14 protein-coding genes are annotated in these 15,010 nt (G+C 74.1%); 9 read left to right on the top strand and 5 right to left on the bottom strand.

Annotation, left to right across the window (positions count from 1 at the left end; genetic code table 11):
- Positions 1-32: 32 nt before the first annotated feature.
- Positions 33-1,820, top strand: coding sequence for a hypothetical protein (locus ACFYUZ_RS16750; RefSeq protein WP_389309665.1), 1,788 nt, complete (start codon positions 33-35; stop codon positions 1,818-1,820).
- Between the two features lie 18 nt (positions 1,821-1,838).
- Here the strand turns inward: ACFYUZ_RS16750 and ACFYUZ_RS16745 are convergent, their stop codons facing one another.
- The 3 genes from ACFYUZ_RS16745 to ACFYUZ_RS16735 form a co-directional block, all read right to left on the bottom strand.
- Positions 1,839-2,984: a GDSL-type esterase/lipase family protein gene (locus ACFYUZ_RS16745; RefSeq protein WP_389309662.1), complete on the bottom strand. Its 1,146-nt coding sequence runs from the start codon at positions 2,982-2,984 to the stop codon at positions 1,839-1,841.
- Between the two features lie 245 nt (positions 2,985-3,229).
- Positions 3,230-4,861 carry a malate synthase A gene (gene aceB / locus ACFYUZ_RS16740; protein ID WP_389309660.1) on the bottom strand — a complete coding sequence of 544 codons (1,632 nt, stop codon included), beginning with the start codon at positions 4,859-4,861 and terminating at the stop codon, positions 3,230-3,232.
- 226 nt (positions 4,862-5,087) lie between these two features.
- Positions 5,088-5,702 carry an NTP transferase domain-containing protein gene (locus ACFYUZ_RS16735; protein ID WP_389309657.1) on the bottom strand — a complete coding sequence of 205 codons (615 nt, stop codon included), beginning with the start codon at positions 5,700-5,702 and terminating at the stop codon, positions 5,088-5,090.
- 184 nt (positions 5,703-5,886) lie between these two features.
- Here ACFYUZ_RS16735 and ACFYUZ_RS16730 point away from each other — a divergent pair, with 184 nt between their 5' ends.
- The 8 genes from ACFYUZ_RS16730 (at position 5,887) to ACFYUZ_RS16695 (ending at position 13,192) form a co-directional block, all read left to right on the top strand.
- Complete coding sequence (locus ACFYUZ_RS16730) at positions 5,887-6,204, top strand: DUF5955 family protein (protein ID WP_389309654.1); 318 nt, start codon at positions 5,887-5,889, stop codon at positions 6,202-6,204.
- A 347-nt stretch (positions 6,205-6,551) separates the two neighbouring features.
- Positions 6,552-9,197 (top strand): LuxR C-terminal-related transcriptional regulator, encoded by a 2,646-nt coding sequence (locus ACFYUZ_RS16725; RefSeq protein WP_389310286.1) that lies wholly within the window; start codon positions 6,552-6,554, stop codon positions 9,195-9,197.
- Between the two features lie 166 nt (positions 9,198-9,363).
- Positions 9,364-11,145 carry an MFS transporter gene (locus ACFYUZ_RS16720; protein WP_389309651.1) on the top strand — a complete coding sequence of 594 codons (1,782 nt, stop codon included), beginning with the start codon at positions 9,364-9,366 and terminating at the stop codon, positions 11,143-11,145.
- A gap of 103 nt (positions 11,146-11,248) precedes the next feature.
- Positions 11,249-11,446 carry a hypothetical protein gene (locus tag ACFYUZ_RS16715; RefSeq protein WP_030693005.1) on the top strand — a complete coding sequence of 66 codons (198 nt, stop codon included), beginning with the start codon at positions 11,249-11,251 and terminating at the stop codon, positions 11,444-11,446.
- Between the two features lie 58 nt (positions 11,447-11,504).
- A complete protein-coding gene (locus ACFYUZ_RS16710; protein ID WP_389309648.1) occupies positions 11,505-11,963 on the top strand; it encodes an SHOCT domain-containing protein in 459 nt (152 codons plus the stop codon).
- Between the two features lie 28 nt (positions 11,964-11,991).
- Positions 11,992-12,429 (top strand): hypothetical protein, encoded by a 438-nt coding sequence (locus tag ACFYUZ_RS16705; RefSeq protein ID WP_389309645.1) that lies wholly within the window; start codon positions 11,992-11,994, stop codon positions 12,427-12,429.
- Entirely contained in the window at positions 12,426-12,851 is a 426-nt protein-coding gene (locus tag ACFYUZ_RS16700; RefSeq protein ID WP_389309643.1) for an amphi-Trp domain-containing protein, read from the top strand. Before ACFYUZ_RS16705 ends, ACFYUZ_RS16700 begins: the two co-directional genes overlap by 4 nt.
- 116 nt (positions 12,852-12,967) lie before the next feature.
- Positions 12,968-13,192 carry a hypothetical protein gene (locus ACFYUZ_RS16695; protein WP_389309641.1) on the top strand — a complete coding sequence of 75 codons (225 nt, stop codon included), beginning with the start codon at positions 12,968-12,970 and terminating at the stop codon, positions 13,190-13,192.
- On the opposite strand, the gene ACFYUZ_RS16690 is transcribed toward ACFYUZ_RS16695, so the two are convergent.
- Both ACFYUZ_RS16690 and ACFYUZ_RS16685 read right to left on the bottom strand, forming a co-directional pair.
- Entirely contained in the window at positions 13,182-13,808 is a 627-nt protein-coding gene (locus ACFYUZ_RS16690; protein WP_389309639.1) for a response regulator, read from the bottom strand. The two genes, ACFYUZ_RS16695 and ACFYUZ_RS16690, sit on opposite strands and share 11 nt — an antisense overlap.
- Positions 13,805-14,983 carry a histidine kinase gene (locus tag ACFYUZ_RS16685; RefSeq protein ID WP_389309637.1) on the bottom strand — a complete coding sequence of 393 codons (1,179 nt, stop codon included), beginning with the start codon at positions 14,981-14,983 and terminating at the stop codon, positions 13,805-13,807. Before ACFYUZ_RS16685 ends, ACFYUZ_RS16690 begins: the two co-directional genes overlap by 4 nt.
- Between the last annotated feature and the right edge of the window lie 27 nt (positions 14,984-15,010).

Genomic DNA, 15,010 nt, shown 5'->3' with positions numbered 1-15,010 from the left:
GGAACAGGCCTCCCGGAATTACCCTGGGAAGCGTGGCCGAGACCGTTCTCACCAACACCGGGCTCGACAGCTTCCTCGACGGAGCGCCCGAGCATCGTGACCCCGCGTTCGCGCGGGCCGCCGAAGCGGTCCTGGGACTGCTCGCCCTGCGCGGCGCCGACCGGGCGACGGGACTGCCCGAGCCGACGCCCGGCCTCGTGCGGCAGCTCCTGGTGGAGGACCTGCCGACCTTCGTGTACGCCCCGCCCGGCCAGCTCGCCCACTACCCGGCCGTCCTCGGGGCCCTCGCGGCACGGTTCGACGGAGGGCGGCGCGAGCGGATCGCCGCGGTCGTCGCCGAGTCCGCGCCCGACTTCGAACGCGCCATGAACGACCCCGGCAACCTCACCTGGCACCGCTGGTACGCCTCGCTGCTGCGGACCTGCGGCGCCGACCTCACCGACCCCGAGGACGTACGGCGCCGGCTCGCCGCCCTCGACGGGGCACCGCTCCCCGACGGGGTGCGCCGCGCCCACCTCATGGGACGGACCGCCCTCGCCGACGTCCTGCTCGCCGAGGCGCTCACGCGCGCGTACGTGCGGGACGCCGAAGCACCCCCGGCCGCCGGGCCGCTGCTCACCGACCACGCCGTCGCGACCGGCATCGGCCGGCTCGCCGCCGCGCTCCAGGACCGGTGGACCGCCGCCGGGCTCGCCGAGCAGCTCGCCGGGCCGTACGCGCGGTTCGCGCCGGGACCCGACGCCTTCCCCCACCTCGTCCTCGCCGACGCCCTCCTGGACGAGCACCTCGACTACCACGGGGACCCCGCCGCCCCCGTGCCCCCGCCGCCCGCGATCGAGGCCGGGCCCGTCGAGGAGGACGCCGACAGTCTCATCGGCGCCGTCGAGGAGCTCGCGGAGGAGGAGTTCGAACCCTACGGGGGCGAGGCGCCGCACCTGCTGTACGTGGTCTACCAGCGCGGCTGCGCCGCCGAGTCCGTCGCCCGCAAGGCCGCCGAGTACGAGGACTGGAACGTCGACCCGGCCCTGGAGGACCTGCCCGTACCGGTGCCGGACGCGGCGCCCGAGGAGTACACCGCCCCGCCCCTGCCGGAGCTCGTACGGCTCCTCGGCACGGTCGAGCTGACCGAGGCCGACCGGGCCCGGCTCGAAGGAGCGGCCCGCGACCTCGCCGCGGTCCTCGACCGCCTCGCCGCCACCGGTCTGGTCTTCCGCCGCGGCGACGCCTTCGGGCTCACCCCGCGCGGGGCGGGCGCCGTGCGCTATCTGCTCGCGGTGCGCGGGGTCACCGCGCCCGACGCCGCCGAGGCCGCCGCATGGACCGCGCCGGAGGCGGTCGCCGCCGCCGGCGGCTGGCCGGCCTCCGTCGCCGCGCGCGTGCTCGCCGACTGGCTCCACGCGCGCATGGACACCGCCGACGCCTGGTCGGAGCTGCTCGCCGCCCTCGGCACCGTCCACGCCGGGACCTCCGAGGCGGCCGCCACCCGCGGCCTCTTCGCCGTACTGGACACGGCCGGGGCACCGCCGGAGGCCCTGCGCGCTGCCCTCCGCGACCCGGTCGTCGGCGCCTACGCCCTGGAGGCCCTGCGCGAGCGGGGCGAGCCGGCGGACCCGCTCCAGGTGCGGACCTCGGCCCGGGCCCTGCACGTCCTCGACGGGCTGCCGGCCAAGAAGGGCCCCCTGGAGACCCGCCGCGCCGCCTTCGACACGGCGGCGGCGGACTGGCCCGGCGGTTCCGCCGCCTTGGTCCGCGCGATGGCCGCCGCGGACCGCCACGAGACCGAGCGGGTCCTCCGCCCGCTCGGCATCGCACTCCCGTGACCAGGACGGTGACGAGCGTCAGCCCGTCGTGAGGTACATCCCCGACGCCCCCGTCCCGGCCGTGTTCCGGCAGCTCCGGTTCCCCGTCGGTACGGCGTTGATCAGGGCCAGGCAGCGGCCGAGGGCCTGCTGGCCGTAGGCGTTGGGGTGCATCGACTCCTGGACGAGGCCCTGGGTGCTCTGGCTGTCGATCCAGCGCGCCCACTCGCTCGTCGTCGCCGACGGCGGCACGGTCGACGTGACCTGCTTGCTCGCCTTGGCGCAGACCTCACGGCCCTGGAGGGCGTCCCGCAGGTCCAGGAACTGCACGCCCTTGGCCGTGGCGACGCCCTTGAGGCGGTCGGCGATCTGGGGGACCAGGGAGTCGCGGGCCCAGTCGGAGTCGGCGTTCCAGAAGGGGCAGCCGCCGGTGTTGGTGCGGGCCCAGCCGCTCTCCGCGTACCGGTTCTCGGCGGCGCGCGGGATGGGGGAGGGGTACGACTGGAGGACGATCCGGTAGTCGCCGGCGGCGTATCCGGCGGCGGACATGACCGCCCGGATCTCGTCGACGGACCGGCCGACGGCGGCCATCGCGCCGTCGATCTTCGCGTCGACGGCGGCCTGCTGGTCGTCGTGGCAGTACGAGTACCAGACGATGTAGTCGGTCGCGCAGGTGCTGATGATGTCGCCGAAGCCGAGGTCGTTGCCGCCGATGGACAGGGCGATCAGCTCGACGTCGTTCGCGGCGGCCACGGCCGCCAGCTGGTCGGCCTGGGGCGCCTCGCCCTTGAAGGCCTGGCCGCCCTGGGAGGCGCGGAAGACGTTCGCCGTGGTCGCCCCGGAGCAGGCGAGGTTGATCAGCGAGCTCGCGATCGGGCCGGCGCTCCTGACCTCGGAGACGTCCGAGCGGTGGCAGCCGCCGGCGGTGGCGCCGTACACCTTGGACGGGTCGTAGGCACTGCCCGTCCAGGCGCGGTCGGTGCCGTTGCGGCTGCCGGAGTTGGTGAGGCTGTTGCCGAGCCAGCGGCCGGCCTCGCCGGAGATGTAGCTGTCGCCCATGGCGACGACGGCGGTGGGGCCGGAGCCGGGGGAGGCATGGGCGGCGGGAGCGGTGAGGGAGGCGAGCCCGGCGGCGGTACACAGTGCCAGGAGTGCGCGCAGCGCACGATGGGGGAACGGAGGCATGGCTGTGCTCCTGCGGTACGCAGTGACGTGGGGGACAGCCGCCGGCCGGTGGCATGGCGGAATCTCGCACGGCGTGGCTTGTTACCGCTAGGTAGCTGCATATCTCGGTTCCGTCACGTCGCCTGTGGGATCACAGGAACGGGAACAGGGCCCCGCCCCCGGTGCTGTGCGACACCGGGGACGAAGCCCTGCTCGGGTTGCTGTCGGCAGCTGTGCGGGCAGCCGGATCAGCCGTACGGGGCGAGTCAGCCGACCAGCTGCTCGTACGCGGGGAGGGTGAGGAAGTCCGCGTAGTCCGCGTCGAGCGAGACGTGCAGGAGCAGGTCGTGCGCCTGCTGCCACTTGCCGGCCGCGAAGGCCTCCTCGCCGATCTCGGCGCGGATGGCGTCGAGCTCCTGGGCGGCGACCTCGCGGGCCAGCTCGGGGGTGGCCTTCACGGGCTTTCCGGCGTGCTCGAAGACCACGCCCGCGTTGATCCACTGCCAGATCTGGGAGCGGGAGATCTCGGCGGTGGCCGCGTCCTCCATCAGGTTGAAGATGGCGACGGCGCCGAGGCCGCGCAGCCACGCCTCGATGTAGCGCGTGCCGACCTGCACGGCGCTGACCAGGCCCTCGTAGGTGGGCTTGGCGTCGAGCGAGTCGATGGCGATGAGGTCGCCGGGCGCGACGGAGACGTCCTCGCGGAGGCGGTCCTTCTGGTGGGGCCTGTCGCCGAGGACGGCGTCGAAGGAGGCCATCGCGATCGGGACCAGGTCGGGGTGGGCGACCCAGGAGCCGTCGAAGCCGTCGCCGGCCTCGCGGTCCTTGTCGGCCTTGACCTTCTCGAAGGCGACCTTGTTGACCTCGGCGTCCTTGCGGGACGGGATGAAGGCCGCCATGCCGCCGATCGCGTGCGCGCCGCGCTTGTGGCAGGTGCGCACGAGGAGTTCGGTGTAGGCGCGCATGAACGGGGCGGTCATCGTGACCGCGTTGCGGTCCGGCAGGACGAACTTGGCTCCGCCGTCACGGAAGTTCTTGACGATGGAGAAGAGGTAGTCCCAGCGGCCCGCGTTCAGGCCGGCGGCGTGGTCGCGGAGCTCGTAGAGGATCTCCTCCATCTCGTACGCGGCCGTGATGGTCTCGATGAGGACCGTGGCGCGGACGGTGCCCTGCGGGATGCCGACGTAGTCCTGCGCGAAGACGAAGATGTCGTTCCAGAGGCGGGCCTCCAGGTGCGACTCCGTCTTCGGGAGGTAGAAGTACGGGCCCTTGCCGAGGTCGATCAGGCGCTGGGCGTTGTGGAAGAAGTACAGGCCGAAGTCGACGAGCGCGCCCGGCACCGGGCGTCCGTCGAAGGTGAGGTGACGCTCCTCCAGGTGCCAGCCGCGCGGCCGCATGACGACGGTGGCGAGCTGGTCGGCGGGCTTCAGGGCGTACGACTTGCCCGAGCGCGGGTCCGTGAAGTCGATCTTCCGGGTGTACGCGTCGATCAGGTTGACCTGGCCGAGGACGACGTTCTCCCAGGTCGGCGCCGAGGCGTCCTCGAAGTCGGCGAGCCAGACCTTCGCGCCGGAGTTGAGCGCGTTGATCGTCATCTTGCGGTCGGTCGGGCCGGTGATCTCGACGCGGCGGTCGTTCAGGGCCGCCGGGGCCGGCGCGACCTTCCAGGAGTCGTCGGCGCGGATCGCGGCGGTCTCCGGAAGGAAGTCCAGGGTGGACGTGCGGGCGATCTCGGCGCGACGCTCCGCTCGGCGGGCGAGGAGCTCGTCCCGGCGCGGGGTGAACCGCCGGTGCAGTTCGGCGACGAAGGCCAGGGCGGCCTCGGTGAGCACCTCCTCCTGACGCGGGAGGGGCTCGGCATCGACGACGGCCAGGGGGGACGGCGCTGGTGCGGACATGAACTGTCACTTCCTTCAGCGGACTTCACGGGCGGTGCCAGGCGGCCGCCGGGCGTCACGGGACGGCACGGAGTGCCGCAGGCGCCGAGATACGGCCGCAAGCGCCTTCTGAACGAGCAGGCGCTTCTGAACAGTGGATACTAGTTTCCTCATGGTGGAAGTTCAATGGTTTGTTGATGTCGAGATTCTCCGGATCGACAGAACATGGCGCTCGGTGCCAAGCCGTTCACTCCAGACGGGACAGATCCGCCTCCGTGTCGATGTCGTAGGGCTCGGCCACATCCGAACAGTCCACCGGGGTGATCGCATCCCGGTGCGCCGCCAGGTAGTCCCGAGCGCCCCGGTCGCCCACCGCCGTCTCCGCGATCCCCGCCCAGTGCCCGGCGCCGAACAGCACCGGATGCCCCCGCGTCCCGTCGTACGAGGCGGCCGCCAGCGAATCCCGCGAGCCGTACGCCGCCCGCACCCGGGCCACGGCCTCCACCCCGATCCCCGGCTGGTCGACCAGCAGGACGAGCGCCGCGGCCGGCCCGCGCGGGTCGGCGGCCAGCGAGGCGAGCCCGGCCCGCAGCGAGGAGCCCATCCCCTCCGCCCACTCCGGGTTGTCCACCAGCACGCACCCGGGCAGCTCCGCCCGCTCCCGTACGACATCGGCCGAGGCCCCCAGCACCACGTGCACCACCTCGCAGCCGGCCCCGCGCAGCACCTCCACGGCGTGCTCGACCAGCGGCCGTCCCCGGTGCGTGAGCAAGGCCTTCGGCCGCCCCCCGAGGCGCCTGCCGCCCCCTGCGGCGAGCAGCAGTCCGGCGACGACGGGGCTTCGATCCTCTGCAGCTGTCATGGGGACTGCATACCTCATGGGGCGGAATCACACGGTCGCCTGAATTCCGTCCACCAAGGGTGGCGCGCCGGGGTGGCGAAGGAGTTAACTGGCCCGCGACTCACGGCGCCCGACCGCCGTCCGGGGGCGGCTCGGAGTGTTCGGAGTGGAGTTCTGCGCACAGTGTGGTGCGAGGGGGAGAACCGTGTTGCGAAGCGTGGGGCAGAGGCGAGTGACCGGCGAGGGCGTGGACCCCAGGGTGGCCGAACTGCGGGCCGCCGTGTCCCGGCTCCGGCGCGAACTGGCCGCGCACCGGGTCGATTTCGCCGACCGGGGGATCGCCGAGGACGAGCTCGCCGCCCTTGACGCCATGGCGCTCAGCGGCGACCCCGAGGTGCGGCGGCTGCGCCGCTCGCTGCTGCTCGTCGCGGGCTCCGTCGGCTCCGTCAGCGCCCTCGCCGAGGGCCTCGCCGGCGTCCGGCGCGCGATCGAGCTCTTCGGGCCCCCGCGGCCCGGACAGTAGGCCGGCGACCGGGGCCGGGCCCGGTCCGATCGGTCATCCGCGACCGGCTCGACGGCTCTCCGCGACCGGATCGGGCCGATCGGTCATCCGCGACCGGCTCGTGCTCGGTCCGACGACCATCCGTGACCGCGACCGCGACCGCGACCGGGCCCGGGCCGACGGCCCGCGGCGGCCGGGCAGAGGGCCCGAGAGGCCCCTCCGGGGCGGGACCTCCGGGTACCCGGGAGGGGTTCGCGGGCCTCTGTGGGATGGCCGATCCGGAGGGAATGCTCCCATCCTGAAGGAAGGTCCCGTCTCGGCGGGCCGGCCGGAAGGTGGTGGTGGACGTGGGGGCCACGGATGACGAGATGTTGCGGGGCGCCCCGGTCCCCGGCGGCGCCGACCCGCTGGGAGACCCGTACCTGCGGACCCGCTTCGCCCTGCCGAGCCGCCCCGGCACGTTCCTGCGCCGCGACCGGCTGGTCGAGCACCTCGGGCAGGCCCTGCTGACCCCGCTGACCGTGGTCAACGGCAGCGCGGGGGCCGGCAAGACCCTCCTGGTCGCCGACTGGGCCGCGAACCTGGAGCGGCCGGTCGCCTGGCTCACGCTCGACGCGGCGATCAGGGGTCCGGGAATGTTCTGGGCCCACCTCCTCCAGTCCCTGAACGCCGCCGGCGCACCGGTACCCGCCACCGTCGACCTCCCCGCCGACGCGACGCGGGTCTCCCACGCGCTCCTGAGCCGACTCGCCTGGGAACTCGCCGGGCGCGACCGGCCCGTCGTCGTGGTGATCGACGAGTTCGACCGGATGACCGACCCCGAGGTCGGGCGGCAGCTGGAGTTCGTCCTGCGGCACGCGGGACCGGGACTGCGCCTCGTCCTCGTCAGCCGCACCGAGCCCCTCCTCCCGCTCCACCGCTACCGCCTCACCGGTGAGGTGACCGAGATCCGGGGCGCCGAACTGGCCTTCACCACCGAGGAGGCGGTCGATCTCCTCGAACGGCACGGGCTGTCACTGGACGTCCCGGTGGCCCGGGCCCTGGTGGAACGCACCCGGGGGTGGGCGGCCGGTCTCCGGCTGAGCGCCCTGGCCGCGCGGTCGACCCCGGACCCCGAGCTCTACCTGAAGGAGTTCGAGGCGGGACGGGGCACGATCGCCGACTTCCTCCTGGCCGAGGTGCTGGAACGGCAGACACCCGAGACGAAGGACCTGCTGCTGCGGATCAGCGTGCTGGACCGCTTCTGTCCCGACCTGGCGGACGAGCTGACCCGGCGGCACGACGCCGCGACGATCCTGGCCGCGCTGCACGGCGCCAACGCCTTCGTCGAGGACTTCGGGCAGGGCTGGTACCGGCTCCACCCGTTGTTCCGGGAGATCCTGCGGGCCCATCTGCGCCGGCGCGCCCCCGGCCTCGAACCGGAGCTGCACCGGCGCGCCGCGCACTGGCTGCGGCGCTCCGGCACGCTCCCCGAGATGCTGGCCCACGGCGCCGCCGCCCAGGACTGGACGTACATCGCCCGGGCCCTGGTCGAGGACCTGGCGATCGGGCAGCTCTTCACCGGCCTCGGCTCCGGGGAGCCGGTGGACTGGTTCGCGGGGACGGAGGGAGAGACGCCCGACCCGGCCCTGAACCTCGTCCGCGCCGCGTGCGAGCTGTCCCGCTCGGACCTCGACGGCGGCCTGGCGCACCTGCGCCGCGCGGCACCGCAGCCGGCGGCCGACGACCGGGGCTCCCCGGCGGCCCGGCTGAGCCGCGCCCTGCTGGAGGCGCTCGCCGGACGGCTGACCGGCTCGGCGGACCGGGCCGAGCGCGCCGGCCGGTCGGCCCGGCGGCTGATGCCGCAGGTGCCCTCCCGGCTGCTGGACGGTCACCCGGAACTCGGCGCCCTCCTGCTGACCCACGTGGGCTCCTCGCGGCTGTGGGCCGGACACCTCGACGAGGCCCGGACCGCCCTCACCGCCGTGGCCCGCGGCCCCCGCACGGCGGCCACCGTCCTCCCGCGGCTGGAGGCGCTGGAACACCTGGCGCTCGTCGACCACCTCGACGGCCGGCCGGGCGCGGCGGAGCGCAGGGTCCTCGCCATGACGGCCGAGGCCGAGCGGTACGGCCTCGCCCCGCCGTCGGGTTCCGGACTCGGGCAGCTGGTGCTCGCCGCGGTCGCCGTCGACCGGGACGAGGCGGACCGCGCCGAGGCCCTCCTCGCCCAGACGTCCGACCGGCCGCCGGCGGACCCGGTGGCGGCCGCCACCAGGCGGGCCGTGACGGCCGGCGTGCTTCTGCTCCGGGGGCGTACGAGGGAGGCGCTGGCCGCCGCGGCACGGCCCGTCCCCGCCGCCGAGCCGTCGCCCTGGGCGCGGGGCAGCGCCGCCCTGGCCGCCTCCGAGGCCCATCTGGCCGAGGGGCGCCCGGACGCGGCCCTCGAAGCCCTCCGTCAGGTCGCCGGGGACCAGCCGCTGTGCACCGTCGGCGCGGCGCGGGCCCACCTCGCCGCCGGCGCCCCCGGCACGGCCCTCCGCCTGCTCGACGGCCTCGCGGCCCAGGGGCGGCCCGGCCCGGGGGTGTCCGTACCGGCCGCGCTGGTACGGGCACAGGCGGCGGCGCTGGAGGGAGACACCGCCACCGCCCGCAGGATGCTCGCCCAGGCCCTCGTCGAGGGCCGCGGCGAGGAGCTCAGGCGCCCCTTCCGGGACGCCGGACCCTGGACCGCGCCCTTCCTGGCCGAGCCCCCGCTGCGGGCGCTGGCCGCCGGATGGCTCCTGCCCGGACCCGAGACGTACGGCGGGACGGACCCGGGCGGATCCGAGCCGGTCGCGCCGGTGGAGGAGCTCAGCGGACGGGAGCGCGAGGTCCTGGAGCGGCTCGCCCGGGCGATGTCGACCGAGGACATCGCCGCCGACCTGTACGTGTCCGTGAACACGGTGAAGACCCACCTCAAGAGCGCCTACCGGAAGCTGTCGGTGCACCGGCGCAACGACGCCGTCCGCCGCGCCCGCGAGCTGCGGCTGCTGTGACCGGACACCGGACACCGGGCGCCGAAGGGCGCACCGGCCCCGCCGGCCCCCTCACCCGCGACGGGTGAGGCGGCCGGCGACCTTTTCGGATGTGATGGCGGCGGGGGTGGGCTCACCCCTTCCGCTGCCGCCGACACCGGCAGCCAGGCCCGGCGAGGTGGCGACCGTGAAGAAGTGGCGCGCTCTGATCGTGCTGGGGACGGCCCAGTTCCTGATGGTGCTGGACACCTCCGTCATGAACGTCTCCATCAGCCAGCTGGTGGAGGACTTCGACACCGAGGTGACCGCCATCCAGGCCGTCATCACCCTGTACGCCCTGGTCATGGCCGCCTTCATGATCATCGGAGGCAGGTTCGGGGACATCCTGGGCCGGCGCCGCGTCTTCCTGATCGGCATGACGGTCTACGGCGTCGGATCGGCCCTGACCGCCGTCGCGCCCACCCTGTGGGTCCTGGCGCTGGGATGGTCGGTCATCGAGGGTCTCGGCGCCGCCCTGGTGCTCCCGTCCATGGCGGCCCTCGTCGCGGAGTCCTACCGGGGCCGCGACCGCTCCGTCGCGTACGGCGTCATCGGGGGCCTGGCCGGCGCGGGCATCGCGGTCGGTCCGCTGCTCGGCGGCTGGGTGACGACGTACCTCACCTGGCGCCTGGTCTTCGCGGGCGAGGTCGTGGTGGTGCTGGCCGTACTGCTCCTGCGGCGGGCGATCCCGGAACCGACCCGGGCGGGCCGGCGCCCCGGCCTGGACGTCGTCGGTGCCGTGCTGTCGGCGGCAGGTCTGGGCCTCGGCGTGCTCGGTGTGCTGCAGAGCGGCACCTGGGGGTGGGTGGAGCCGCGCAACCCGCCCTTCACCGTCTTCGGCTTCGCCCCCACGCTGTTCGTGATCGGGGCCGGAGCGGTGGTCCTGTTCCTCTTCCGGGTGTGGGAGGACAGGCGGGAGGCGCGGGGCGCCGATCCCCTGGTCCATCTGGCCCTGCTCCACCGGCCCGTCCTGCGTTCGGGGCTGATGACCCTGCTGAGCCAGAACCTCATCCTGCTGGGGCTGTTCTTCACCATCCCGCTGTACCTGCAGGTGGTGCAGGGGCTCGACGCCTTCGAGACGGGGCTGCGGCTGCTGCCGGTCTCCGTCACCATGCTCGCGGCCTCCCTGGGAGCGGCGAAGCTCGGACGCAGACTGGGACCGCGGCGGATCGTACGGACGGCCCTGGTGCTGCTCCTCGCCGCCATCGCCTGGCTCCTCGGCACCATCGACCCCGTCATCGACGACGCCCAGTTCTTCGGGGCCATGGCGCTCCTCGGCGTGGGGATGGGACTGCTCGCCTCGCAGCTGGGCAACGTCGTCCAGTCCAGCGTGGGGGAGCGGGAGCGCAGCGAGGTCGGAGGGCTGCAGTTCACCGCCCAGAACCTGGGGTCCGCGCTGGGCACGGCCCTCATCGGATCCCTGCTGATCGGGGCCCTGGCCCAGGCCTTCACCACCCAGGTGGAGGACGACCCCAGGCTCTCGGACGAGGCGCGCCGGCAGACGAGCGTCGCCCTGGAGGCCGGGGTCAGCTTCGTCCCCACCGACCAGGTCCGCTCGGCCGCGGAGGACGCCGGACTGCCGCCGCGCGAGGTGGACGCCGTCACCGAGTCGTACGCCTCGGCCCAGCTGGACGGTCTCAAGGCGGCCGTCCTCGCGACCGGGGGCATCACCCTGGCGAGCTTCCTGGTGACGCGCGGCCTCCCCGGCGCCGACGGGGGCAAAGGGGCGGGCGGAGCCGCTGGGGCAGGTGGTGCTGCTGGGACGGACAGGACCCCTGGAGCAGGTGGTGCTGCTGGGACAGGCAGGACCCGAGGGACAGGCGGGATCCAGGGGACGGGCGGGGCCACGGCGGGCGGGCCCGGGGATGCGGGGCGTCGCCGGGACACCGAGGGTCCCACGCCGCCGGAGCCCGGCCCCGAGGGCTCCTGAATCACCCGCGCAGGGTGAGGCCGCCGGAGCCGCGAGGGCGGAGCATCGCATCAGGGCCCGACCGGCCCCGTGACAGCCACCCCCATCACGGGAGGGGCAGACCATGCAGTACGAGATCCGGATCGACGGCCTCATGTCGGAGACGCTGATCGGATCCTTCCCCGAGCTGGAGCACGTGATGATCTCCGGCCAGACGGTGCTGTACGGCCCTCTCGTGGACGAGGCCCACCTCTACGGGCTCCTGGCCCGCTTCCAGTCCCTCGGACTGCACGTGGTGGAACTGCGGCGGCTGCCCGAATGACCGACGTGGAGCCCGGCGGGAGCCCGGCGGGAGAAGGAACCGGAAACGGAGCGGAGACATGGACACACAGATGTACCTCGCCTACGACTACCCGCTGCTGAGCATGTTCTGGACCATGCTGTGGCTCTTCCTGTGGGTCCTGTGGTTCATCCTGCTCTTCCGGATCATCGCCGACATCCTCCGCGACGACACCATGGGCGGCTGGGGCAAGGCCGGCTGGATGGCGTTCGTCATCCTGCTGCCGTTCCTCGGCGTGCTCGTCTACGTGATCGCCCGCGGCAAGAGCATGGGCCGCCGGGAGATCGACCACGCCCGCGAGAAGCAGCAGGCCTTCGACGCCTACGTCCGCGAGACCGCCGGCGGCGGCCGCCCCAGCCGGACCGAGGAACTCGGCCGGCTCGCCGACCTCCGCAGCCGGGGCGACATCAGCGAGGAGGAGTTCCAGCGGGCCAAGGCCCTCGTCCTGAACGACGACCGCCCGTCCACGCCCGCCGGCGCCACCACGGCCCCTCAGTGAGACGGGCCGGGGAGAAGGAGAGACGATGATGAACGCCACGCACACCGCTCACCCCTCATCGGCGAAATACGCCTGGGCCGGGGGCCTGCGGGTCTTCGCCGCCGTCATGCTCGCCCTCGCGGGACTGTTCGGCATCTTCCGCGGGATCATGGCCATCGCCGAGGACGAGGTCTTCGTCAGCACGCCCCACTACGTCTTCCAGTTCGACCTCACCGGCTGGGGCTGGGTCCATCTCGGCCTGGGCATCGTCGCCCTGCTGGTCAGCTTCGGACTCTTCGCGGCGTCCGCCTGGGCGCGGTACACCGGCGTCGGCATCGCCGCGCTCGTGATCATCGCCAACTTCCTGTCGCTGCCGTACTACCCGTGGTGGTCCGTCATCGTGATCGTGATGTCCGGTTTCATCATCTGGGCCCTGTGCGTCGACAGGGGCGAGGACGAGGGTTCCATCGCCGGGAGGCAGCCGTGAAGGACCTCAAGTTCGAGCAGAAGAGCTCCCTGACCCGTACCGAGGCCGCCGACCAGCTGGAGGCGCTCGCCGAGGCGCTCAGGGCCGGTGAGGAGGCCGAGGTCCCGCTGGGGCCCGGGGTGCTGAGCCTGCGGGTGCCCGACAGACTCCGCAGCGAGGTGGAGTTCGAGGTCGGCGACGGCGAGATCGAGCTGGAGATCGAGCTGAAGTGGCGGACGGGCGGCGGCTCGCGCGACACGGCCGCCCCCAGGGGGAAGGGTGACGGGGCGGAACAGCCCGAGCCGGAGCCGAGGCCCAAGCCCGCGCCGAAGAAGGCCGAGGCGAAGAGGGCCGAGGCCGGGAGCGGACAGCCCGCACCCGCCCGGCGACGGAAGGCCGCGGCACCCGCCAAGACCAGGCGCACCGCCGCGAAGCCCGCGTGAGCCGGTCCCCGCTCGGGGGCGGGGGTCCGGCTTCACCCACTTGACCTGGCTGCCGCGCCGGTGCCGCCGGGCACGAGTTGGGTGGGAACCCGGACCCCCAGAGAACGGAACCTGCCATGTACGAGATGCACATCGCGCCCGACGACTCCAGCGGACTCCTGGTCTGGCACGTGATCGCCAAGCAGGCGGACAGCAGCCTCTGCGGTCAGACCGTCGACCGTGGCGCGGACGGGATGCGGACGGACCGGCACTGCCTGCCGTGCATGCGGTCCTTCCAGGACCTGATGGCCGCCCGGGCCGACGCCTCGGCCGACGGCCGGCCCGACGGCCTCACCGTCTGATCAGCCGCCGTGCCGTCGCCGCCGCGACCGCCGCCGTGCGCGAGTCCACGCCCAGCTTCGCGAAGACGTGCACCAGGTGGGACTTCACCGTCGCCTGGCTCAGGAACAGCGCCTTGCTGATCTGCTGGTTCGACAGGCCCTCGCCCACCAGCTGGAGCACCTCCAGCTCGCGCTTGGTCAGGGCCTCCGCCGGCGTCCGCATGCGGTCCATCAGCCGGTGCGCCACCGCCGGTGCGAGGGCCGACTGGCCGGCCGCCGCCGTCCGGACCGCCGCCGCCAGCTCCTCCGGCGGCGCGTCCTTCAGGAGGTAGCCGGAGGCGCCCGCCTCCACCGCCGCCAGGATGTCCGCGTCCGTGTCGTACGTCGTCAGGACCAGCACCTTCGGCCCGTCCGGCGCCGCCGTGATCGCCGCCGTCGCCTCCGAGCCGTGCATCCCGGCGCCGAACTGCAGGTCCATCAGGACCACGTCCACGCCCCCGGCGGCGGCCAGCTCCACCGCGCGCTCGGCCGTGGCCGCCTCCGCGACCACCGCGAAGTCGGGCTCGGTGTCGAGGACCGCGCGCAGGCCCGCCCGGACCACCGGGTGGTCGTCGGCGAGGAGGAGTCGGATGGTCATGCGGACGCTCCAGCGGGGAGGGGGAGGGAGACGGCGACGGCGGTGCCCTGGCCGGGCGCCGACTCGACGGTGAACGTGCCGCCCAGCGACTCCGCCCGCGAGCGCATCGCCGGAAGGCCGAAGCCGCCGTCGGAGGAGGGGCGCACGGACGCGGGCTCGAAGCCCAGGCCGTCGTCGACCACGTCCAGGGTCACCGACGCGTCCATGAACGACAAGGTGATCTCCGCCCGCGAGGCCGAGGCGTGCCGCACCGTGTTCGCGAGCGCCGACTGCGCGATCCGCAGCAGCGCCACCTCGTACGGGGTCGGCAGCTCCACCGGCGTGCCGCTCACCGAGAACCGCACCCGGGGCCCCGCTCCCGGGGCCACGCCGGTGACCGGCTCGCACAGCCGCTCCAGCGCCGCCGCGAGGGAGCCGTGCTCCAGGTCCGGGGGCGAGAGCGCCCGGACGAAGCGCCGCGCCTCCGCCAGGTTGTCCTGCGCCGCCTCGCGGGCCCGGCCGATGTGGCCGGCGGCGGGGGAGTCCGGCGGGAGCACCCGCTCGGCCGCCCGCAGCAGCAGCTGGATCGAGGACAGGCCCTGCGCGAGCGTGTCGTGGATCTCCCGCGCGAGCCGCTCCCGCTCGGCGAGCGTCCCCGCGTGCCGCTCCGCCGCCGCCAGCTCCGCCCGTGTCGCGATCAGCTCCTCGATGAGCCGGCGCCGCCGCTCGCTCTCCCGGTACAGCGCCTGGTAGCCGAGGACCGTCGCCACCGCGACCGCGGCGCCGAGCAGCGGTCCGATGAACACCCCCGGATTGAGCGCGGCGCCGTGTCCCACGTACGAGAGGATCGCCGCGCCCGCCGTCAGCGCCACAGCCGGCAGTGACCACCGCGTGGGCAGCAGGTGCAGCTGGAGGAAGTACAGGGGGAAGGCCAGCCAGAGCGCCTCCGGGGTGATCCAGAGCAGCCCGAGCCAGGACGCCCCGAGGACCGCCAGCCACACGGCGGCGGCCCGCTGCGAGCTCCGCACGGACGGCAGGTACGAGCCGGCCGCGTAGACCGCGCCCGTGACCACCGCCGCCACCGTCCCGGCGGCCGAGTCCGCCCGCACCGCCGCGAGGACGAGCAGCCCCGCCATGAGGAGGTGCAGACAGAGGCGCAGCGCGCGCAGGGCGGGGGTGAGGGAGCGGGGATCCATGGTCCCACCAGCGTAGACAGCGGGCCA

It is taken from the genome of Streptomyces sp. NPDC004266 (assembly GCF_042874095.1).
In the GTDB taxonomy this organism is placed as follows: domain Bacteria; phylum Actinomycetota; class Actinomycetes; order Streptomycetales; family Streptomycetaceae; genus Streptomyces.
Note: the sequence above shows the minus strand (reverse complement) of the source record. Positions and strands in the feature narration are given on the sequence as shown.

What these genes read in the sequence shown, in the direction of transcription:
- ACFYUZ_RS16745 (WP_389309662.1), bottom strand. Translation starts at nt 2,984, where the DNA reads ATGCCTCCGTTCCCCCATCGTGCGCTGCGCGCACTCCTGGCACTGTGT.
- aceB (WP_389309660.1), bottom strand. Translation starts at nt 4,861, where the DNA reads ATGTCCGCACCAGCGCCGTCCCCCCTGGCCGTCGTCGATGCCGAGCCC.
- ACFYUZ_RS16735 (WP_389309657.1), bottom strand. Translation starts at nt 5,702, where the DNA reads ATGACAGCTGCAGAGGATCGAAGCCCCGTCGTCGCCGGACTGCTGCTC.
- ACFYUZ_RS16725 (WP_389310286.1), top strand. Translation starts at nt 6,552, where the DNA reads ATGTTGCGGGGCGCCCCGGTCCCCGGCGGCGCCGACCCGCTGGGAGAC.
- ACFYUZ_RS16715 (WP_030693005.1), top strand. Translation starts at nt 11,249, where the DNA reads ATGCAGTACGAGATCCGGATCGACGGCCTCATGTCGGAGACGCTGATC.
- ACFYUZ_RS16710 (WP_389309648.1), top strand. Translation starts at nt 11,505, where the DNA reads ATGGACACACAGATGTACCTCGCCTACGACTACCCGCTGCTGAGCATG.
- ACFYUZ_RS16705 (WP_389309645.1), top strand. Translation starts at nt 11,992, where the DNA reads ATGAACGCCACGCACACCGCTCACCCCTCATCGGCGAAATACGCCTGG.
- ACFYUZ_RS16695 (WP_389309641.1), top strand. Translation starts at nt 12,968, where the DNA reads ATGTACGAGATGCACATCGCGCCCGACGACTCCAGCGGACTCCTGGTC.
- ACFYUZ_RS16690 (WP_389309639.1), bottom strand. Translation starts at nt 13,808, where the DNA reads ATGACCATCCGACTCCTCCTCGCCGACGACCACCCGGTGGTCCGGGCG.
- ACFYUZ_RS16685 (WP_389309637.1), bottom strand. Translation starts at nt 14,983, where the DNA reads ATGGATCCCCGCTCCCTCACCCCCGCCCTGCGCGCGCTGCGCCTCTGT.